General features: G+C 50.1%; 19 protein-coding genes and 2 tRNA genes. 17 read left to right on the top strand and 4 right to left on the bottom strand.

What is annotated here, in order from left to right:
• Window positions 1-147: 147 nt before the first annotated feature.
• The 13 genes from LLF78_00265 (at window position 148) to LLF78_00205 (ending at window position 9,489) form a co-directional block, all read left to right on the top strand.
• Entirely contained in the window at window positions 148-648 is a 501-nt protein-coding gene (locus LLF78_00265; GenBank protein ID MCE5200936.1) for a ribosome maturation factor RimP, read from the top strand.
• 101 nt (window positions 649-749) lie between these two features.
• Window positions 750-1,859 (top strand): transcription termination factor NusA, encoded by a 1,110-nt coding sequence (gene nusA, locus LLF78_00260; GenBank protein MCE5200935.1) that lies wholly within the window; start codon window positions 750-752, stop codon window positions 1,857-1,859.
• 3 nt (window positions 1,860-1,862) lie between these two features.
• Window positions 1,863-2,171, top strand: a complete 309-nt coding sequence (locus LLF78_00255) for a YlxR family protein (GenBank protein MCE5200934.1) — start codon at window positions 1,863-1,865, stop codon at window positions 2,169-2,171.
• A gap of 4 nt (window positions 2,172-2,175) precedes the next feature.
• Complete coding sequence (locus LLF78_00250) at window positions 2,176-2,523, top strand: hypothetical protein (protein ID MCE5200933.1); 348 nt, start codon at window positions 2,176-2,178, stop codon at window positions 2,521-2,523.
• A complete protein-coding gene (gene infB, locus LLF78_00245) occupies window positions 2,501-4,546 on the top strand; it encodes a translation initiation factor IF-2 (protein MCE5200932.1) in 2,046 nt (681 codons plus the stop codon). Before LLF78_00250 ends, infB begins: the two co-directional genes overlap by 23 nt.
• A gap of 3 nt (window positions 4,547-4,549) precedes the next feature.
• Window positions 4,550-4,867 carry a DUF503 domain-containing protein gene (locus LLF78_00240; protein MCE5200931.1) on the top strand — a complete coding sequence of 106 codons (318 nt, stop codon included), beginning with the start codon at window positions 4,550-4,552 and terminating at the stop codon, window positions 4,865-4,867.
• A complete protein-coding gene (gene rbfA, locus LLF78_00235) occupies window positions 4,848-5,234 on the top strand; it encodes a 30S ribosome-binding factor RbfA (GenBank protein ID MCE5200930.1) in 387 nt (128 codons plus the stop codon). The genes LLF78_00240 and rbfA overlap by 20 nt, the downstream gene beginning before the upstream one ends.
• A 1-nt stretch (window position 5,235) precedes the next feature.
• Window positions 5,236-6,234 (top strand): bifunctional oligoribonuclease/PAP phosphatase NrnA, encoded by a 999-nt coding sequence (locus tag LLF78_00230; protein ID MCE5200929.1) that lies wholly within the window; start codon window positions 5,236-5,238, stop codon window positions 6,232-6,234.
• The gene (gene truB, locus LLF78_00225; GenBank protein MCE5200928.1) at window positions 6,203-7,135 is read left to right on the top strand and encodes a tRNA pseudouridine(55) synthase TruB; all 933 of its coding nucleotides are present in this window, start codon (window positions 6,203-6,205) and stop codon (window positions 7,133-7,135) included. Before LLF78_00230 ends, truB begins: the two co-directional genes overlap by 32 nt.
• Window positions 7,136-7,137: 2 nt before the next feature.
• Window positions 7,138-8,064 (top strand): riboflavin biosynthesis protein RibF, encoded by a 927-nt coding sequence (gene ribF, locus LLF78_00220; GenBank protein MCE5200927.1) that lies wholly within the window; start codon window positions 7,138-7,140, stop codon window positions 8,062-8,064.
• Between the two features lie 83 nt (window positions 8,065-8,147).
• Window positions 8,148-9,185 carry a SurA N-terminal domain-containing protein gene (locus tag LLF78_00215; protein ID MCE5200926.1) on the top strand — a complete coding sequence of 346 codons (1,038 nt, stop codon included), beginning with the start codon at window positions 8,148-8,150 and terminating at the stop codon, window positions 9,183-9,185.
• A 118-nt stretch (window positions 9,186-9,303) separates the two neighbouring features.
• Window positions 9,304-9,399, top strand: a tRNA-Ser gene (locus LLF78_00210).
• A gap of 13 nt (window positions 9,400-9,412) precedes the next feature.
• Window positions 9,413-9,489: transfer RNA gene (locus LLF78_00205), tRNA-Arg, on the top strand.
• A 90-nt stretch (window positions 9,490-9,579) separates the two neighbouring features.
• Here the strand turns inward: LLF78_00205 and LLF78_00200 are convergent.
• Complete coding sequence (locus LLF78_00200) at window positions 9,580-10,209, bottom strand: flavodoxin (protein MCE5200925.1); 630 nt, start codon at window positions 10,207-10,209, stop codon at window positions 9,580-9,582.
• A gap of 17 nt (window positions 10,210-10,226) precedes the next feature.
• Window positions 10,227-11,396, bottom strand: coding sequence for an iron-containing alcohol dehydrogenase (locus LLF78_00195; GenBank protein ID MCE5200924.1), 1,170 nt, complete (start codon window positions 11,394-11,396; stop codon window positions 10,227-10,229).
• 396 nt (window positions 11,397-11,792) lie between these two features.
• Between LLF78_00195 and LLF78_00190 the strand changes: the two genes are divergently transcribed.
• Window positions 11,793-14,273, top strand: a complete 2,481-nt coding sequence (locus tag LLF78_00190) for a hypothetical protein (protein MCE5200923.1) — start codon at window positions 11,793-11,795, stop codon at window positions 14,271-14,273.
• A gap of 213 nt (window positions 14,274-14,486) precedes the next feature.
• Here LLF78_00190 and LLF78_00185 read toward each other — a convergent pair whose 3' ends face one another.
• The gene (locus LLF78_00185) at window positions 14,487-15,131 is read right to left on the bottom strand and encodes an endonuclease III domain-containing protein (protein MCE5200922.1); all 645 of its coding nucleotides are present in this window, start codon (window positions 15,129-15,131) and stop codon (window positions 14,487-14,489) included.
• Between the two features lie 276 nt (window positions 15,132-15,407).
• Between LLF78_00185 and LLF78_00180 the strand changes: the two genes are divergently transcribed.
• Complete coding sequence (locus LLF78_00180) at window positions 15,408-16,055, top strand: hypothetical protein (protein MCE5200921.1); 648 nt, start codon at window positions 15,408-15,410, stop codon at window positions 16,053-16,055.
• A 58-nt stretch (window positions 16,056-16,113) separates the two neighbouring features.
• Here LLF78_00180 and LLF78_00175 read toward each other — a convergent pair whose 3' ends face one another.
• Window positions 16,114-17,346 carry a dicarboxylate/amino acid:cation symporter gene (locus tag LLF78_00175; protein MCE5200920.1) on the bottom strand — a complete coding sequence of 411 codons (1,233 nt, stop codon included), beginning with the start codon at window positions 17,344-17,346 and terminating at the stop codon, window positions 16,114-16,116.
• Window positions 17,347-17,838: 492 nt separating this feature from the next.
• On the opposite strand from LLF78_00175, the gene LLF78_00170 reads away from it, so the two are divergent.
• Both LLF78_00170 and LLF78_00165 read left to right on the top strand, forming a co-directional pair.
• Window positions 17,839-19,284, top strand: coding sequence for a hypothetical protein (locus tag LLF78_00170; protein MCE5200919.1), 1,446 nt, complete (start codon window positions 17,839-17,841; stop codon window positions 19,282-19,284).
• Window positions 19,281-19,595 carry a hypothetical protein gene (locus LLF78_00165; GenBank protein MCE5200918.1) on the top strand — a complete coding sequence of 105 codons (315 nt, stop codon included), beginning with the start codon at window positions 19,281-19,283 and terminating at the stop codon, window positions 19,593-19,595. Before LLF78_00170 ends, LLF78_00165 begins: the two co-directional genes overlap by 4 nt.
• Window positions 19,596-19,599: the final 4 nt, after the last annotated feature.

Here is a 19,599-nt window from a genome sequence, read left to right as displayed (position 1 = left end):
TGACGGTGTTTGCATAAATGGTTCCCGTTGTTCTTTCCGGATCATTTGACCGCTTTCAGAATAAGTGCTACAATCTCATGACTAATTCAGGGGTAATTTCTGGAAGAGTGGGGCGTGCCCACTCTTTTTTTATTACGGAGGCATATTTTGAACAAAGAAAAACTTGGCGAAGTATATAAGGAGCTGTCGGAGCGTATAAATTCGTCCGGCTATGACTGTGTTGGCTTTGAACTGACCGCTGAGGATGGCGTTAATATCCTGCGGGTCTATATCGACATGCCGGGCGGAGTGGATCTCTCCGACTGCGAGAAGGCAGCGAGAGAGGTCAACGAATATCTTGATACAGTGGAGGATGTACTGCCTGAAAGGTATTTTCTCGAGGTAAGTTCGCCAGGGCTTGAGCGTCCGCTGTTTACGCCGGACGACTACCGGCGGTTTGCCGGCAAAGAGGCGCAGGCAGTGTTAAAGCACGGCAAAAAAATAACCGGTTTTATAAAGGACGTCGAAGGCGACTCGGTCCGCATCTCTACGGGAGAAGGAGAACTCACACTGCCGTTTGCGGAAATAGTACGCGGAAAGCTTATCTACAAAGAGCAGCGCGGAGAGAAGAAGACATTTAAAAAAATACCGGCGAAAAAGAAAAAATAAACAACTGAACTTCCACCACTCGGTGAGATTTTTGTTTTTATTTTTTGTCACTGGCGATAATTTATAGGGAAACAAAAATTACAGAGAGAGGAGACGAATAGATGCAGCTTGGAAAAGATTTTAAAAGAGTTCTGAAACAGATAGAAGAGGAGAAGGGACTTCCTGAGGAAGTCATTGTCTCCAGCCTTGAAGCAGCTATGATCTCAGCCTATAAAAAGTACAAGGGCGGAAATCAGACCATGGAAGTCTACATTGACGCAGACAGCGGAGAGTTCACCCTCTGCGAGGTGCGCATGGTAGTTGACGAGATAGAGAACCCCGACAGCGAAATCACGCTTGAAGAGGCAAAACTCAGGGGATACGAGGATATAGAGATCGGGGATGTCATAAGAAAAGAGGTATTCCCCGAAGATTTCGGCCGTATCGCCGCACAGACGGCAAGACAGGTCATAATACAGCGGCTCAAGGATGCCGAGCGCCAGGTCGTCTATGAGCAATTCTCGGATAAAATAGGCAATATAATCACAGGTACGGTATTCAAATCCGAGGGCGATCAGGTCCTCGTCCGCCTGAACGAGAAGACAGAGGCGATAATGCCAAGGGAAGAGCGCATAATCGGCGAGAGATACGTCCCGGGCGAAAGGAAGAAGTTTTACCTGCTGGATGTCCGCCAGACGAGCAGGGGGCCGAGGATCATCGTCTCCAGAACTCACCCCGGCCTGCTGCGCCGGCTGCTTGAGCTTGAAATTCCGGAAATTGCCGACGGAATAGTGGAGATACGTAATATAGTGAGGGAAGCCGGGACGCGTGCCAAGATAGCCGTATCCACGCTGGACGCCAACGTCGAGCCTCTGGGTGCATGTGTCGGCAAACAGGGCGGGCGTATCAAGTCCATAAGCAACGAGCTCAATGGGGAAAGGATCGACATCATAGTATGGAGTTCTGATATCCTCACATACATAAGAAACTCGCTCTCCCCGGCAAAGGTCATCAGGGTAGAGCCGCTTCTTGATCAGGACCGTTCCGTTATCGCCTATGTACGTTCCGATCAGCTCTCCCTCGCGATCGGAAAGGCGGGGCAGAACGTGCGTCTGGCCGCGCGTCTTACCGGGTGGAAAATAGATATCAAGGTCAAGGAAGAGGACAGGCTTCCGACGATGAAAGACCTTTTCCTCGACATAAAGGATATCTTATCGGAAGAAGAGAAATAGCGCATGGCTGTGTCTATGGACGGGCGGCGGCAGACGGTGGAAAAGGAAAAACATCCCCGTACCTGCGCGGGCTGCGGGGAGAAATCATCGAAGCGCGGCATGATGCGGGTCGTAAGGACCCCGGAGGGTGAGGTAAAGTTCGACCCTACGGGCAAGGCAAACGGACGAGGCGCCTATTTATGCCGCAGTATAGACTGCGTAAGAATGGCAAGGAAAAAGAAATCGCTTGCAAAGGTACTTAAAACCCAGGTTGACGAGTGTGTGTATAATATGCTCGAGTCACTTTGCAGCGAAGAAAAAGCCGGTGTATAACGAAATGGACAATATATCAGAACAATTTATGAACACGATGGGAATGGCAAGACGGGCCGGAAAGCTTATAGTAGGGCAGGACAACGTCTTTGCCGCAATGAAGCGGGACCCGCTGCTCGTCATAGTGACCGATGACTGCTCCGCCAGCGTACTGCGTTCACTGGGAGCCGGGGTGGACCGCGGAACGGTAAGGGTGGTTACAATGAAAGATACAGACAGAACTGTTCTCGGGGCTCATCTTGGCGTCGGCTCTGCCCAGGTGGCGGCGCTTCCCCTGAAGAGCGGTTTTGCTAAAAAAGCCTTATCCCTATATGACAGGAGTGATGCCAATGAGCAAAATCAGAGTATATGAACTTGCCAAAACGCTTGAGAAAAGCAACACGGAGATGCTGGATATCCTTGCCAAACTTGGCGTGGCCGTAAAATCGCACATGAGTTCGATCAGTGACGATGTGATCAAACTGGTCGAGGATTCGATCAAGCAAAAGAACGCCGATAAGGAGAAAAAAGCTGAGGAAGCTCTCGCGACATACCCTAAGGTAATGGTCCCAGAGGGTTCGTCTGTTTCCGATGTCGCTGCAAGTATAGGGGAGAAGCCCGGCAGCGCGGTCAAGATCCTCATGGCTGCAGGGCTCATGGTTCCTGCGACGGCAGCGGCGGATGAGAAGATCCTTGAAATATTGGGAAAGGGATTCGGGAAAAAATTCATATTCGGGATGCCCGTACCGGAGGTTATCGCGGAAACGGCTGAAAATCCCAAGACAGAACCGGCAAAGCCGGCTGCTTCAAAGCAGAGCGGCAAGGCCGGCAGCAAAGCAGGCGGCAAAGCAAAAAAAGAGACTCCGGCCGGGGGGAAGGTCCTCCCGAAAAGACCTCCCATAGTTACGGTAATGGGTCACGTTGACCACGGCAAGACCACGCTGCTTGACTACATCAGAAAGACCCGTGTGACCGAAAAGGAAGCAGGCGGGATCACACAGCACATCGGGGCTTCATGCGTCAATTACATGGGGAATACTATCGTCTTTCTTGATACTCCGGGACATGAGGCGTTTACATCTATGCGCGCGCGCGGGGCACAGGTCACGGATATTGCGATCCTGGTAGTGGCGGCCGATGACGGTGTCAAGCCACAGACGCTGGAGGCGCTGAACCACGCTAAAGCCGCGGGAGTGCCGGTAGTAGTGGCCGTAAACAAAATAGACAAGCCTGACGCAAAACCTGAGAGGGTACGGCAGCAGCTTTCCGACTACGGACTTGCACCTGAAGAATGGGGCGGGGACACGATTATGGTGGATGTCGCCGCTAAGACCGGCATCGGCGTGGACCAACTGCTCGAGATGGTCCTGCTTGTCGCAGAGATGCAGGAACTAAAGGCGGACCCGGACGCACTGCCGGAAGGCACAGTCATAGAGGCGAACCTTGATAAGGGCAAGGGGCCGGTCGCTACCGTCATCGTACAGAACGGGACACTTCGCCGCGGCAACATAATACATACAGAGACGTCGTGGGGGAAGGTCCGCGCGATGATCGACGATGCGGGGAATAGTATTGAAAGCGCCGGGCCAAGCACACCTGTTGAAATACTTGGGCTTGAAAATGTGCCGCAGCCCGGGGAAAAGTTCTCCACCCTGGCAACGGAGCGCGAGGCCCGTGACATCATGTCGAACAATGAGTTCGAACGCAGGGTGATGGACCAGAGCAAATCAAAACGCCTCACACTTGAAGAACTCTATGAAAAGATGCAGACAGAGGAGATCCCCCAACTTCGCATAGTTCTCAAATGCGACGTTCAGGGCTCGATCGAAGCCTTTCATGCATCTCTGATGAAGATGAGCACAAATTCCGTTTCGATAAACATCGTTCATGAGGGCGTAGGCAGGATATCAGAGTCTGACGTCATGCTTGCATCCGCTTCGAACGCGATCATCATCGGATTCAACGTCAGGCCTGACAGCAACGCGAAGAAAATTGCCGAGGCGGAGGGTGTGCAGATAAGGCTCTATCAGGTCATCTACGACATGCTTGACGACGTCAGGGCGGCAATGGAGGGCATGCTGGCGCCGGAACTGCGTGAGCACACTCTGGGGCTTGCTGAGATAAGGGAGATATTCAGAGTCCCGAAGATAGGCAATATCGCTGGATGCCGCGTAACAGAAGGTCTTCTCCGCAGAAGCGCCAAGGTCCGTCTTATCCGCGACGGCGTCGTATTCTGGAACGGAGAGCTCTCCGGCCTCAAGCATTTCAAGGACGACGTAAGAGAGATAAAGGCAGGAAACGAATGCGGACTCAGTTTTGATAAATTCCAGGATTTCCGTGTGGGCGATGTCGTAGAGGCCTATGAGATCCTCAAGGAAAAGAGGACTCTGGAGTAGGATATGTCTTTCTGGATCGGTGCAGCCGAGTGTTCCCTGAGGCTCCGTTATTCAGGAAGTCTCAAGGAACGCAGGCATGTTGTCCGTTCGCTGCTGGATGGTGTCAGAAGCCGTTTCAGCATATCACCGGCAGACCTCGGGCCTGTTGATACATGGCAGTATGCGGACCTTGGTTTTACAGCCGCAGGATCTTCTTCGGCGGAACTGGATGAAAGGCTTCGCAATCTTGAGAACTACCTCTGCCAGAGGGAAGCGGACGGCGAATTTGAGATAGTAAAATTCACCCGGGAGGTATTCGCCTATGGTGACATATCGGATTGACCGCATAAACAAAGAATTTCTTCGCGCCATATCTGATCTTATACAGACGAAGATCAAGAAGGAAGAAGTTAAGGACGCGATATTTATCAGAGTCAGCACATCCAGAGACCTCAGTTTTGCCAAGGTCTATTACATACTCATAGACACGCAGAAGAAAGACGAGATGCAGAAAGCGCTTGAATCCGTCGCGGGCAGACTGCGCGCCCTTCTGGGCAGGGAGATGCACCTGAGGACGATCCCGGAGCTTCACTTTGTATATGATGACTCAGAGATAAGGGCGCGCGCGATGGATGAGCTGCTTGACCGTGTTGCGGCGATGGATGCATTAAAAACTTCCGCCGCGCCCGAAGACAAAGAGGAAAAGTAAAATGTTCTCTGACGCATTTCAGGAAGTGACAGAAAAACTCAAAGAGAATGAAGCGTGGATCGTCATCTGTCATGAGAACCCCGATGGGGACACTCTCGGATGCGGGATGGCCCTCTACTCACTGGGCAGACGGCTGGGGAAAAGAGTCCGCGTTATCGGTAAAGACCGCCTTCCCTGCCGTTATACATTTCTTTCTTACTCCGAAGATTATGAAACTGTGCCTATATTGTCATCGGAAGATGCGTACGGCTCCCTTATTGTCTGCGTGGATACCAGCACGGCTGAAAGAAGCGTGCGGGGACTTACGGAACTTCTTAAAGACGGTGCCGATGCAGTCAACATCGACCATCATGGAGACAACGCCTTCTATTGTCCCCACAACCTCGTTGTGAACGATGCGTCCGCAACGGCAGAGATCATCACAGACCTCCTGATACGGGGAGGATGGGGCATAACAGCCGGGGAAGCGGAAGCACTTTATGCCGGACTCATAACGGATAACGGCAACTTCAGGTTTCGCTCAACAACACCGCACAGCCATATGTGCGCCGCCCGGCTGCTTGAAGCAGGAGCCGACCCTGCCAAAGTCGACGATTATGTGAACGAGAACCTGAGCATTGCCGGATTGAAGCTCTGGGGGCTTGCACTGTCGCGCACAGAAGTATTTGCGGATGGTGCTGGTGCGATGTTCTGGCTGAAAGAAGCGGATTTCGAGGCTGCAGGGGCAGATGCAAGCGTAGTAGACGGGCTGGTCAACATGCTGCTTAGAATCAGCGGCATTAAAGTCGCGGTCTTCCTTAGCGTTGTGAACGGAGTCAACAAGGCCAGCATAAGAACAAGGCTGCCGTACAATGCCAGGGAACTTGCCGCCGTATTCGGCGGCGGAGGGCATATACAGGCTGCTGGGGCCGTGATTCCGGGAACATTTGATGAAGCCCTCGTTAAAATAAGGGCGGAAGCGGAGAGGTATGCTGCTGACAGGATTCCTGCCTCTGAATAAACCGGTCGGCATGCGCAGTACGCGCTGTGTCGAAATGGTCCGGAGCATACTCGGCAGAAAAATAAAAGTAGGACACGGAGGCACCCTTGACTCAACTGCCTCCGGACTTCTTGTGCTCCTTGTCGGCCAGTGCACGCGCCTAAGTAATTTCGTAATGGAGATGCCCAAGTGCTACGGGACGGTTGTCAGCCTTGGAAGCGAGACCTCTACCGATGACGCTTCTGGCGAAATATTATGCGCGAACGAATGGCGCCATGTGACGGAATCTTCGATAGACACTGCGCTGTGCGGTTTTATGGGCTGGAGGATGCAGGCTCCGCCGAAAATATCCGCCGTACACGTGGACGGAGAGAGGGCCCATAACCTCACGAGAAGCGGGCAGGATATTGAACTTGCGGAGAAACCGGTTTATTTCGCTATGGTGCGGAGGACAGGCCCTATATCGCCGAATGGGGAAGTTCCGTTTATGATACGTTGCCGCAAGGGGACATATATCCGCAGTTTTGCGCGGGATCTCGGCAGGGCGCTTGGCTGCGGCGCACATGTGCTGCAGCTTGAAAGGCTGAGCGTCGGACCGTTTGACATCACAGCCTGCAGGAATGCAGAAGAACTTTCAGGCATTAGCTCGGAAGAACTTGCGGGTGAGATCCTGCCCCTCAGTTCTCTATGCGGGACAGTTCCCATGTACAAGGCGGATGCCGCCGGCGGAAGGCGTCTTTCAAACGGCCAGGGGGTCTCTCTCAGCAGCCTGGACCGCGTTTGTTACGGAGGCTTCATATCTGCATCGAACAGTATAATCGTAACGTCCGAAGGTATATTCTCTGTTTGTTCCGCTGCCGCGGCGGGCGGCACCATATGCCTGATGCCGGCAGTCAACATAATAAGCGACGGGGGTAAGTGAACATGATATTCGCCCTTGGGGCATTTGACGGTTTTCATGCAGGTCATAGGCTCCTGCTCAGCGCGGCGCGCGAAAGGGCGCACCGGAGCGGGACAGAGTGGGGTGTGATAACCTTTGAAGGACACCCTCAGATGCTCTTTAACAAAGACGGCTTCAAGCTTCTCTTTACACCTGAGGAGCGTGATGTGCTCATAAAATACTTCGATATACCCGTTGTCTCAAAAATCTCCTTTACGCGTGCGATCGCGGATATGACGCCGGAAAGCTTCATCGACTGCATCTCTGATAAGAATGACATAACAGGGCTTGTGATAGGCGAGAATTTCCGTTTCGGCAGGGCAAGGACAGGAACGCCTGAATTGCTTGGCCGGATATGCGCGGAACGAGACTGGTCACTGGATGTAATACCATCCTATATGATGAACGGCATTGTTGTAAGCAGCACGGCAATCAGGGATGCGGTCATGCGCGGACAGATGCAGCTGGCCCGTGAGATGCTAGGGTATCCGTTTATGATCCAGGGCAGGGTGATAAAGGGCGACGGCCGCGGCAAAACTCTTGGGTATCCTACGGCGAACATATCAGTAAAGAACGGAAAGGTCTATCCGGCAAGAGGAAGCTATGCGGCTCTGGCATATCTGGGCGGAAAGTGGCATGGAGCCGCGCTCAACATCGGTTATAACCCAACATTTGACGGGATAAGGGGGCTGAGATGCGAGGTCCACATAATCTGCTACAGCGGCAGCCTGTACGACAGGAACCTTTCTGTCTTCGTAATTGCACGCAACAGGGAAGAGATGAAATTTTCCGGACCTGAGGCCCTCTCCGCGCAGCTCAAAAAGGATATGCGGCTCTCTCTTTCCATGGCTTCATCATATAAGGAGCGGTTTTCGGAAGAACTTAAAAAATTTGAGTCTCTTCTGCTTTGACATGTAACCGCCGGCGTCGTATCATACTATGGTTGTTTTTATAGAAGCGGTTTCGCTTCTATTCCGAAGGAGGACGATTTCCCTTGTTAAGACAAATGAGAAGCCATATTAAGCTGATAATGGCAATAGTTATATTTCTGTTCGTAATTTCCTGCTTTGGAGGATATGGCCTCTATATCCGCTCAGGCAAAGGCGGAGGCGGCGGCAACAGGGACTATCCGGTCGCAGAAGTCGGCGGCAGAAATGTTATGCGCTCCGAACTCGAGAACGGAGTCGGCCGCATAGCAGAACAGTACTCGCAGAGCAAAGAGATAACCTCCGGGGACCTTCCGCAGCTCAGAAAAGCCGTTATTGACGGCATAGCCGTTCAGGCAGAGATAGAAAAAGAAATCAAATCCAGAAATATAGATGTAACAGATGATGAAATCAACGAAGAGTACAAGAAGATCATGGACAGCTATCCCACGAGGGAGGAGTTCATGGCAAACATGCAGCGCAGCGGGACAACTGAAAAAGCGGTAAAGGACGACCTGCGCAAGCAGATATCGCAGCAGAAGCTCATGGATTTGATCCAGACCGATGTCAAGGTCAGCGACGCCGAAGCACGCGGTTTCTATAACACCGCGAAGGGTTTCCTCTACAAGCAGCCCGCCGGGACCATGGTCAACCTCGCGCTGTTTAAAAACAGCGCCGCTGCGAAACTTGCCCAGAAGGCGCTGGAGGGCGGGGCCAACTGGGATAAGGTAATGGAGGAGCACAAAGCGAAAGCGGATATCAAGACTTTTACGCCCTATAACAAGCCTGTCCTCATGACGGATAAGATCATGTCCGGTCCCATGGCGAAACTTAAGGACTACCCGATGGACAAAGTATCACCGGTGATCAGCGTTACGAGCGAAGACAACTACATAGCGATCAAGCGCGCCAAATCACCGGAAAGGATATTGAGCTTCAATGAAGTAAGCGCGGATGTCATTGCCCTGCTGAAGAACCAGAAAATCAAGGAGAAACAGGACGAGTTTTATAAGACGCTCCTCGACAGGGCGGAAATAAAGATACTCGATCCTAAGATATTCCCGTCGGCGCCGCAGACAGGGGTAAAATCAGAGGATAAGCAGTAACCTGTAAGCGGCACGCGTAAACGGGCTGTGGATCTAAAGGCAATATCCTTATGATGTCCGCGATATATCAATTGAGGTATTGACAAAGAAGCTGATGCGAAATAAAATAGCCCCTGTTGGTGAGGTGGCCGAGCTAGGCTGAAGGCGCTCGCCTGCTAAGCGGGTAGGGTGGCATAAACCGCCCTCCAGGGTTCAAATCCCTGCCTCACCGCCACAAAAACGGTAATGCGCCGGTAGCTCAACTGGATAGAGCATCGGACTACGGATCCGAAGGTTACGAGTTCAAATCTTGTCCGGCGCACCATTGTAATCACTGGATCCCCGAGGGTCAAAACCTCGGGGATTTTTTGGGTCTTAAAATAAAAATAAGCGTAAAATCATCCGTGCCCTATACTCAACGCATACCGATCCTGGTCAGCCATGGCTCGATCTTATTGGCATCATTAGCTGTAAGTCCTTCCAGGATGTTGGAGTTGGGACAGAGATTCTTAATGGCGCCCATGCTTTCTGTGATTTTGCTGCCGCCGCTTGTACAGAATGGAATTACCGTTTTGCCGGAAAGATCATAGGATCCTAAGAACGTATAAATCGGCATTGGCGCCGTATACCACCAGATCGGATACCCTACAAAAACGACATCGTAACTGTTCATATTTTCTACTTTAGTAGAAAGCTCCGGTCTGGCATTTGTTTCTTTTTCCGTTTTGGCAACCTCGATGCATTCATTATAGCCTGCCGGATAAGGCGTTACCGTCTTAATCTCAACGATGTCGCCACCGACAAGCCTGTGGATTTGTTCAGCGGCTCTTTTTGTGTTTCCGCTATGGGAAAAGTATGCTACGAGTATTTTTTTGCCCTTTGTGTCCATTGTTTTAACCTCCTTGTCATTTGCCGTGTTATCCTTGTCTGCAGCAGTTTCCGCCTGTTTTTGCGAAGAGGCAGGATCAGCGGCATTGCTGATGCCGCAAGCAGTCAGTGAAAAAATCATGAGGCCGGACAGCGCCAGGATAAATAGCTTCCTCATTTTTCCCCTCCTATCCGTTATTTATAAGATTTCTCATAGATCGCGATGCAGTCTTCTTTGGTCAACTTTATACGGTCGCAGGCGAAAAGCACTCCCATCGGCCCCATAGCATTATCGGACATCTTCGGAAATTCATCAGGCGTGATGCCGTAGCCGCTCATCTTCAGATCTGCCACACCGCAGTCCTGCAAGAGCTTTTCGAGTATCGTGATGAAATCCATCGGATCATTGGCATCCTCCATGCCCATGGCTTTAGCCATGCGAATGAAGCGGTCATCGCATACATGGTGTTCGATGATGTTTGTAAAATAGGCACGGCTGAGCATGATGAGGCCTGCGCCATGCGGCAGATTTTCATGATAAGCCGATAAAGCGTGTTCCAGGGAATGCTGGCTGGTAGTCGTGCCGACGCACATGACCGTACCGGACAGGATATTCCCGAAAGCCACATGTTCTCTGGCTTCCATATCGCTGCCGTCCTTGACTGCGCGGGCCAGATAGCGTCCGACATTTTCGATCGCGGTTATGGCATACATATCGCTCATGAGATTGGCAAATTTGGACACATAGCCCTCCAGGCTATGGCTCAGCGCATCAAAGCCCTGATAGGCGGTAAACAGCGGCGGCACGCTCTTCATCAGATCTATGTCTTCGATGCAGAGTTTCGGGAAAAGCGCAGGCGTCTTGATGGCGACCTTCTCGTTTGTTGCCGGATTGGTAATTACACAGCCTGCATCCGCCTCGGAGCCAGTTCCCGCCGTCGTGCTGATGGCGACGATCGGCAATGGCTCATTGCCGATCGGTTTTTTCCTGCCGGTGCCGCTGGCGACATAATCCCATAAATCACCGTCGTTTACCGCCATAATGGCAATTGCTTTGGCCGAGTCGATGGAGCTGCCGCCGCCAAGAGCCACTATGAGATCGCAGCCATTTTCTCTGGCAAAAGCGGCGCCTTCCATCACGTTATCCTTCACCGGATTCGGCTGTACTTTATCGAACACAACAGCTTCCACACCGGCCATGCGAAGCTGTTCTTCCGTACGCGCCAAATAGCCGTTGTCTCTGGTTGACTTGCCGCTCGAGATCACGATCATAGCCTTTTTACCCGGCAATTCCTGTTTGTGAAGTTCATTCAGCATTCCTGCGCCAAATAAAATTTTTGTCGGTATATACATAGTGAAACTCATCGTTCAAACATCTCCTCTTGACTTATATTCTATATCAAATTTTGCCCCGGCTCATACTTTTGGAATGAGCTCCAACACCTTTATTATTTTATTATGCCCCATGAAAAATACATATAGGATCACGCGGTAAAAACAAAAGGAAAGCCCCTTAAACGGATCCCATGAGGCCATGAATTAGTAAGATATGCTGACTGCTGCCAAGTAATGGGCAACATCCTACTCGATTCTTAAAATAAAGCTATAAATTATTGCGGCCATATATTGACATAAACGATATTAAATGGTATACAATTTTAATATTAAAGATTTTTCTGAATTATTACAATAAAAGGAGGGTGGGTATTTAATTAATAATTTAGCATTTTAATAATATTATTTTAGTCAGGGGTGAAACAAGTGAATTTACGAAAAAGACGAATTGCCATTTATGCAGCAATTGTTTTTGTTATTACTATTTTTGCCGTCACCGCAGGGATAGCGGCATGGCCGACAATTCCTTACGGAGCAAAAAATGCGACCCCTTCGCAAAAGCTTCTTGCATGGAAAACCGCATCTTTTAATGCAAGAGGCTTGGATTACAGTTTTCTTCCCATCAACCAGCCAGGACATGGGACCGATGTTCCTGGAGAGACCGGGACCATAGCGACAGACGCAGAACTTGAGGCCTACTTAAACAGCGTTCAGAGCAAATCAAGAGGAACTATGAAATGGAAGTATGTCTTCGAGTACAATGCCGTACAGAACGACGGGACCCTGGAATCCCCTGCAAAACCGATCAAACTTGCCTTTGCAGTTTTCTCAAAAGAAGGAGTGTTTGAACCTGAAGACGTGAAAGCTCTTAATCGCCCGGTCGTTTGGCTTCAGGGAGAAATTCACGGAGACGAGTCCTCCGGAAGTGAGTCTATGCAGCTAACCGCATATAGGCTTACTCAGGGAGACCTCCGGCATATCCTTGATGAGGTCGTTGTAATTATGTTGCCGCGTGCAAACCCTGAGGGCGCATGGAGATGGACCCGTGGAAACAATGCTGCAGTGCCAACCGGCGGCAACTCAGGACAGGATCCCAACAGAGACAATATCTGGTTTGAATCCATTCTCCAGAGGGCAGTCCACAAGACGATGAACGCATACGCGCCGCATGTCGTGCTTGACCAGCATGAAATGGGGCTTTCCACAGGCTCGGAATATGCATATGTAAACGGGACCCCAGTTGCAACGGGAAACACCGTTGATTATGTATTTGATGTTTCGATACTTAATGCTCCCCACCCTGCACTCAACAGAAAGATCGCTGTGGATATAGGGCATGATCTGCTTGAGGTCAACTGGAGAAAGGACCTTGATGAAAAGAAAATAAGATGGACCGTCTATCAGGCCTTCGGCGGGACTAAAAATGTAGACTCAATGGTCCTGAGCAGCGACATGAAAACCATGGTGCCAGGGTATAGGGTGCTGAAGTCCTGGAGACTGGAAGCAGACGGTGATCCCAGGATGGTTGACCCGTCATACGGTCTTAAAGGCGCGGCGTCATTTTTAACAGAAACCCCGTCGCCCAAACCAAGGGTAATGATGAACAATCGCACGCTTGGACACAACGCATTTGTGGAATCTCTGCTGAACACCGTATATGAAAATGCCGAGACCGTTCGCGATACGGTAGAAGCAGGCCGCAAGGAGACAGCAGATCTCGGCAAAACAGTAAGTTCGGAAGACAAGCTGACCCTCAGCTATATGAACGCTCCAGGATATGACGATCCCGGGAAATGCACGGAATCGTACACAGAATATTATATTGTTCTTTCCGGTGATGCTGATAGTGACGGTTCGCCTGACATCGTTGAAATTTCCAACGATGTAAAGGTCGGACGCATGATGTGGGATCGGTATAAGACCGGAGACAAAGCGGGGCAGCCACGATTCGGATATGTACCGGCAAGCGTTATTACACGCCCATACGCCTATATATTCGAAGCTGAACAGGAAACTATTGACCGCCTTGTATGCACAGGCGTTAAAATCCACCGCCTCACAGCCGATGTGACACTTGATGTAACTGCATTTGATGTCAAGAAGGTAGAAGCATCTCCCGACATCAGATCGACATCATTGCTTTGTGACGATGGAGTTCAGCCGTTTGCTTTCAACGTATCCGGAGATTTATATGAGAAAAAGGGCGCACCGTTTAAAAAAGGCACATATGTTATGTTTATGTCTCAGCCAATAGCTCCTTACGGAGCGCTCTCTCTTGACCCGGAGAGCTGCTGGAATTATGCAAACCTGTGGGTTCTCCGCTCCGGACAAGGCAAAGCAGGTCTTTTGCCTGCTGAAGTAGGAAAGGATTTTCCTGTTTACAGGCTAATGTCAGCTAAAAACCTACCTGTAGAGGAACTTCCTGACCTTTCGAAGTATGTTGGCGCAGAAACACCGCATGCGCTTCCACTTGCCGATGAAGCTGCATTTGCCAAAGATGCGTCGAAGGTCGCAGGAAATATCCTTAAACCCGTCGATCTCTATATACCCAACGATGGCGTTACGGGCAAGATAGTTGACGGAGAATACCTGGTTTCCGCAGGGAGCATCCGTAACCTTTATCGTGCAATGGGCGGCGATGGAAGGCATGCCACAAACATGAAATGGCTCCTCCTCAACAAAGAGAACAATGTCGTTGCGGCTGCACTGAACGAGGACGGATCTCTCACTCTTGACATGGATGAATATGGCAAGACAGATGACAACAATGGTAAAACCTATGTCCGGATGGCCGCACAGTCTGATGTGAGCCACGGCGGCGACAGCAGCGGATGCAATGCTGGCTTTGCCGGCATACTCCTTCTTCTGGCTCTTGCTGTACCCGTCACACTTTACAAAAAAGATTGATCCTCATTACTATCGCTATATTCAGAAAAGCATAGCAATAACGTATAAAAATATTTGGGCAGACTCCGCAAAAGGGGTCAATGCCCAAATATTTTTTGGGGATCCATTATTTTTATTGTGGTTCATTTATTAAGGTAAGGTAAGCGTCAAACCATCCATACTGTCCCAAATAATATCAAAATGGTTACCACGATGAAGGGGATTTTTATCAACTCAGACTTCATAGTGCCTCCTGCATCCGCTTCCGAGCGGACAGCCCCCGCAGGTCGGCTTCTTCCTGCAATGCTCCTTCGCGTTTATCACGATGAGGGCATGGAAGTTATTGTAAACTTCCGCGCTTTTTGGCAATGCGTCCTCGAAAGATGCCTTCATAGCCGCGTAACTTTTGCCCGCTTCGATCGGGTAGCGGCTGCAGAGCCGGTTGGTGTAGGCATCCACTACGAAGGTCGGGCAGCTGAAAGCGTAGAGCAGTATCGAATCGGCTGTTTCCTGACCAACGCCCTTTATGGAGAGCAGTTCGGAGCGGAGTTTGTCAAACGGCTGCTTCTGGACGGCCGAAACATCGTAGCCATAGTCTGCATACCACGACGTGACCGCTTTGAGGTATCCCGCCTTTTGATTGAAGGATCCGGCTGGACGTATAACCTTGGCCAGTTCCTCTGTCGGCATCTCGGATATGCTTTCGGGTGAAAGGTCACCGCCAAAGTTGGCGATAGCCTTCTCAACGTTGCCCCACGCTGTGTTCTGGGTCAGCACCGCGCCGACCATTATCTCGTAAGGCGTCCTCGCAGGCCACCAGTGTAACTCGCCGTAATAGGCGAGGAGCGTTTCGTATATGTATAATAGCTTATCGCCCATTGCGGCCTCCTTTCTGATCTCTAAACAGGCTGTCGGGTTTTGCGAGCAGGTCTGGAAGGTTCTTATCCTCAAGCTCACTATATTTTGTCTTCATTTCTTCCAGTTGGCATATGATATTTTCCATAGGGGATTATATAGGAAATAACGGCATAAATCCAGTTATATCAAGGACTTGCAATTCTTACTGTTACATTTATAATGTCAGGGTGTGCATGGCAATAATTTTTTCTGTAAGATCTGTTGCAATGTGTGTTTTGTAATAAGGAAGTGAGTAAAATGACAAAAGTGTCACTGTCTAATCCGGAGTTGTTTAAGATTTTTGACGAGGCGACCGGTGAAGTACACCTTGGCAGCAGTCAGAAGTGGTATGGGACGGAACAGCAGCGCAGAGCCGGGTGCGGTCCCTCTGTAGCTTCAGACTTGGTCTCTTATATGCTTCTTTCACGCTCGGATCCTTATGCTAAGGGTAAATATATAAGCAAGAAGGATTTTCTCGTTCTGATGGAAGAAATGTGGCAGTATGTCACGCCATCCGAAAGGGGGCTTCCCTCTACGGACCTTTTTTATAAGTATCTGCTCTCCTACGCAAAAGACAAAGGGCTCTGTGTCAGCAGGTGCGCGATCTGCGATATGCACAGCCCTGCCTCTTCATGGCCCTCCCTTGCTGAGATCATAAGATTTTTGGAGGTGGGGTTGCGCATGGACCTGCCTGTTGCTTTTTTGAACCTGGACAGCGGCGAAGAAGAAAATCTTGATGTCTGGCACTGGGTAACGGTTATAAAGCTTGAATACGAAGGTGAGCAGGCCTTTATAGATATAATTGATGACGGCGCCGTATCCCACATCAACCTGACGCTTTGGTATAAAACGACAAAACTGGGAGGCGGATTTGTCTGCTTTGATATAAAAAAACGGCATATTTAGAAAAACGCCCCGCCGTCAACGGCGGGGCGTTGCTGTCTCAGCGCCTGTTACTGTAAAGTCAGAACTTTTCTCCTTCTGTTCTTGCAACTACGGCTGACACACACATGTCACCCGTGACGTTGATGGATGTGCGTGCCATGTCAAGGATGGCATCTATGCCAGCGACCAATCCCATACCCTCGATAGGGAGCCCGGCGGATGTGAGGACCATGGACAGCATGATAAGCCCGGCTCCCGGCACACCTGCCGTACCGATAGAGGCAAGCGTTGCTGTGATGAGTATTCCTATCTGGGCTCCCATCGACAGGTCGATTCCGAATGCCTGTGCCACAAACAGGGCGCATACACCCTGATAGAGGGCTGTGCCGTCCATGTTGATCGTAGCTCCCAGAGGCAGGACAAAGGAGGAAACCTTCTCAGATACGCCGAGGTTCTCCTGCACGTTTCTCATGGAGATGGGGAGCACCCCGGAGCTTGAACGCGTGACAAAAGCGGCAAGCATTGCCTCTTTGACGCCGCCGAAGAACCAAAGCGGCGATTTTTTCGTAATGCCGGCAATAAGTCCGGAGTAAACGATCGCCGCCTGAAGGAAGCAGCCTAGGTAGACGGCCAGAATGACCTTCGCAAACGGTGCGAGGACCGACAGGCCATACTTTGCGGCTGTAACCGCGATCAGCGCGAAGATGCCGACAGGCGCAAATTTCATGACTATGCCGGTCATTTTGTACATCGTCTCGGCAAGGGACGCGTTAAATTCAAGGAATTTGCGGCCCTTTTCACCGATCAGTGCGGCAGATACCCCGAGGAAGAGCGCGAATACTATTACCTGGAGCATGATGCCGTTGACAAGAGCCTGCATCGGATTGGAAGGAAAGATGTTCATGAGGACTTCAGTCATCGACGCCCCAGCCTTCGCTTCGGCAGTTACGCCGGCTGTAATGTTGAGCCCCACGCCAGGCTGGATAAGATTGCCGAGGATAAGTCCGATTGCAACTGCCACTACCGTCGTACATAGATAGAGAGCTACGGTCTTGACCCCGATGCGTCCAAGTACTTTCGGGTCCCCGATAGAAGCAGCTCCTGTAATTATGCTGGAAAATACAAGAGGGACGATGAGCATCTTCAGCAGGGCCAGGAATATATTGCCTATGAGATTAAGAAGTGGCATAAGAAAATCTGCTATGAACGGGCTGGTGCTGACCATAGGACCAATAATAAATCCGAGCGCAATACCGATCACGAAACCTATCGCGATCTTCCAGATAAGCGGCATTTCTTTCTTTGCCTGCACGTCAATCACTCCTTTAAATTATTAAGATTTTGTGGAGAAACAACATGGGAAAAAAATGTTCTTTGACAATGTATCTCTATCTAATTACTGTATTTTATCATAACGCTTGAATTTTGAACACGAGTATTTCTAATTTGACATAATCATGATCAGGTGTTAATTTCTCTCTACATTTGAGGGTGGGTTGAAGTGTTTTTCATGCACATGGCTGATGCTCCGCTCCCCGATGGATCTTCTGCGGATCTTGACCCAGGAAGCAGATCAACTTTTATTAAGATCATGATGTCCCGGGATCAGGCATCATGTCCGGCGTTTGGGTAAAGGAGTGAACTAATGGGGATTTTGCGTTTGCTGCCAACTGTACCGTTGCCTTTTCTCAGTCTGTGTCTACCTTTTGTCGGTGCGGCAATAATTTTATGCCTGCGCTTTTATCACAAGATAATATTTATGAGCACAGGCAGGGTCATGAATATAAACAGGAATGCATTGAAAATGTCTTTTTTGCTCATTTTTATCCTAAATCTTGTTTTAGCTTTTGCGATATGGCTTCGATCCAGTTCAGAGGGTACTGTCTTTTACGTCTTTGGCAGCGGAGGATGGAAGGAGACATTGTCCGGGATCAGCGGCGTGCGGATCCATACTCTGATGCAGGTAGATCCTCTTGGAGCAATGTCCGCAGTCGTCATGGGTTTTGTCGCGCTGATCGCGGCACTGCGCTCTCTCGCTGATAAAAAACATGCTTTCTCTCCCACAAAAGCCGCATTTTATCTGCTTACGCTATGTGGTATCCAGGGAATATTTTATTCCAACGGTCTTTTCTCCCTTTTTCTTTTTATAGCAGTAGCCCAGATCGGGGCTTCAGGTCTTTACAGGGGAGTGCCCGCTGACAGGAGCGTATTTTGGTGCTCAGTCTGGTATTATATTTCCAGGGCGATCCTCCTCCTTATGTTTTTATCGGGGACAATGATACTTTATCTGCATTATAAGACAGATAATATTGCCACTCTCTCTGCCGTGATAAGGTCCGGGCCGTTTGAGCTGTTGGCATTTGCCCTGCTGGTCGTGCCGCTTTTCTTCCTCTTCATTAAACCATCTTCGTACGTTACTGATGCGGGTCGGCGCTGTTTCTTCGGGATAAGGGCACAGGCGGCTTTTTTCGTTGTCTTCCGGATCGTTTTCTTCCTCTTCGGTCCTATGAAGGGGTTAGAGAAGATGCCGGGATTTTTCATTATTCTTGGGCTCCTCTCTCTTGCTTCAGCCGTGATATTCTCGGCAAAGGAGAGGGATCCGGTCAAATTTGCAGATTGTATGGAAATGTACATGAAGGGATTTATGCTCGTCTCTCTGGGCATCAGTATCAACGGCACGTTCAGCGCTGAGTCTGCCGCACGCTATGGCCTTGGCGCGCTTGAAGGCATGGTCTCTCTTTGGATGATATTTCTGCCTGTCTCTGCGGCTCTCTCTGTTATCTGCTGCCTGCTCAAAGAAAAAACGGATGGTGTGGAACTGTGGTGCAGAAGAGGGCTTTGGCGGAAGTTACCCTATACCGGAACGGCGCTTTTTCTCACAGTCTGTGTTATGGCCGGTCTGCCTCCGTTTGCCGGTTTTGCCGCAAAACAATTTTTATTGCGATCCTCTAATTTTATAAGCCCGTTTCTTATGGCGGCACTTTTTATGGCTTCGATACTATTGCTGCTCACCGGCCTGCGCTATATTGGGGAATTGATGTTCGGCAGGGCAATGGAGGAAGGAACTGCCTGCTTTGATGGTGATATTGCAATCGCTCTCCCTCTTTTGCTCCTTTTTCTTATCTTTACCTTTGCCACCGCCGCTCCCGGCAGGTTCTTTGAAATAGCGGTATCTCCGTCGGCAGAGTCTCTGATAAACAGGGGACAGCATATAGTAAACACTATCCGGCAGGACGGTGCTTTAAGATGAACTACCGCATCACTACAGGTTATTTTGTGTGGAATTTCCTCACATGGACTATGGTTTTTGTATTATCGGCCGCGATCGTCTGTCTGCTTACTTATGCTGTCATAAGGGCAAGGACCGGCCGTTTTGTCAAGGTTACGAGCGTATCGGCCGAGCCGGGGGAGATTTTATCTTTAACGGAGAATAAAATCCGCACATTCAGGAAAGAGTGCATAGAACCGTGGATAAACCTGGTGCAGATACATGTGATCGCTATCGCAGTGCTTTTTGCTCTGTTTATGATCGCAATTTCCTGCCGCTGGTGGGGAGGATAAGAGC

It is taken from the genome of Synergistaceae bacterium, assembly GCA_021372895.1.
GTDB lineage: Bacteria > Synergistota > Synergistia > Synergistales > Synergistaceae > JAJFTP01.
The sequence above is the reverse complement of the archived record's forward strand: the minus strand, read 5'-3'. Positions and strand labels throughout refer to the sequence as shown.

Coding starts and splice junctions, on each gene's coding strand:
- nusA (MCE5200935.1), top strand. CDS start 750: ATGCAGCTTGGAAAAGATTTTAAAAGAGTTCTGAAACAGATAGAAGAG.
- LLF78_00255 (MCE5200934.1), top strand. CDS start 1,863: ATGGCTGTGTCTATGGACGGGCGGCGGCAGACGGTGGAAAAGGAAAAA.
- LLF78_00250 (MCE5200933.1), top strand. CDS start 2,176: ATGGACAATATATCAGAACAATTTATGAACACGATGGGAATGGCAAGA.
- infB (MCE5200932.1), top strand. CDS start 2,501: ATGAGCAAAATCAGAGTATATGAACTTGCCAAAACGCTTGAGAAAAGC.
- LLF78_00240 (MCE5200931.1), top strand. CDS start 4,550: ATGTCTTTCTGGATCGGTGCAGCCGAGTGTTCCCTGAGGCTCCGTTAT.
- rbfA (MCE5200930.1), top strand. CDS start 4,848: ATGGTGACATATCGGATTGACCGCATAAACAAAGAATTTCTTCGCGCC.
- LLF78_00230 (MCE5200929.1), top strand. CDS start 5,236: ATGTTCTCTGACGCATTTCAGGAAGTGACAGAAAAACTCAAAGAGAAT.
- truB (MCE5200928.1), top strand. CDS start 6,203: ATGCTGCTGACAGGATTCCTGCCTCTGAATAAACCGGTCGGCATGCGC.
- ribF (MCE5200927.1), top strand. CDS start 7,138: ATGATATTCGCCCTTGGGGCATTTGACGGTTTTCATGCAGGTCATAGG.
- LLF78_00200 (MCE5200925.1), bottom strand. CDS start 10,209: ATGAGGAAGCTATTTATCCTGGCGCTGTCCGGCCTCATGATTTTTTCA.
- LLF78_00195 (MCE5200924.1), bottom strand. CDS start 11,396: ATGAGTTTCACTATGTATATACCGACAAAAATTTTATTTGGCGCAGGA.
- LLF78_00185 (MCE5200922.1), bottom strand. CDS start 15,131: ATGGGCGATAAGCTATTATACATATACGAAACGCTCCTCGCCTATTAC.
- LLF78_00180 (MCE5200921.1), top strand. CDS start 15,408: ATGACAAAAGTGTCACTGTCTAATCCGGAGTTGTTTAAGATTTTTGAC.
- LLF78_00170 (MCE5200919.1), top strand. CDS start 17,839: ATGTCTTTTTTGCTCATTTTTATCCTAAATCTTGTTTTAGCTTTTGCG.
- LLF78_00165 (MCE5200918.1), top strand. CDS start 19,281: ATGAACTACCGCATCACTACAGGTTATTTTGTGTGGAATTTCCTCACA.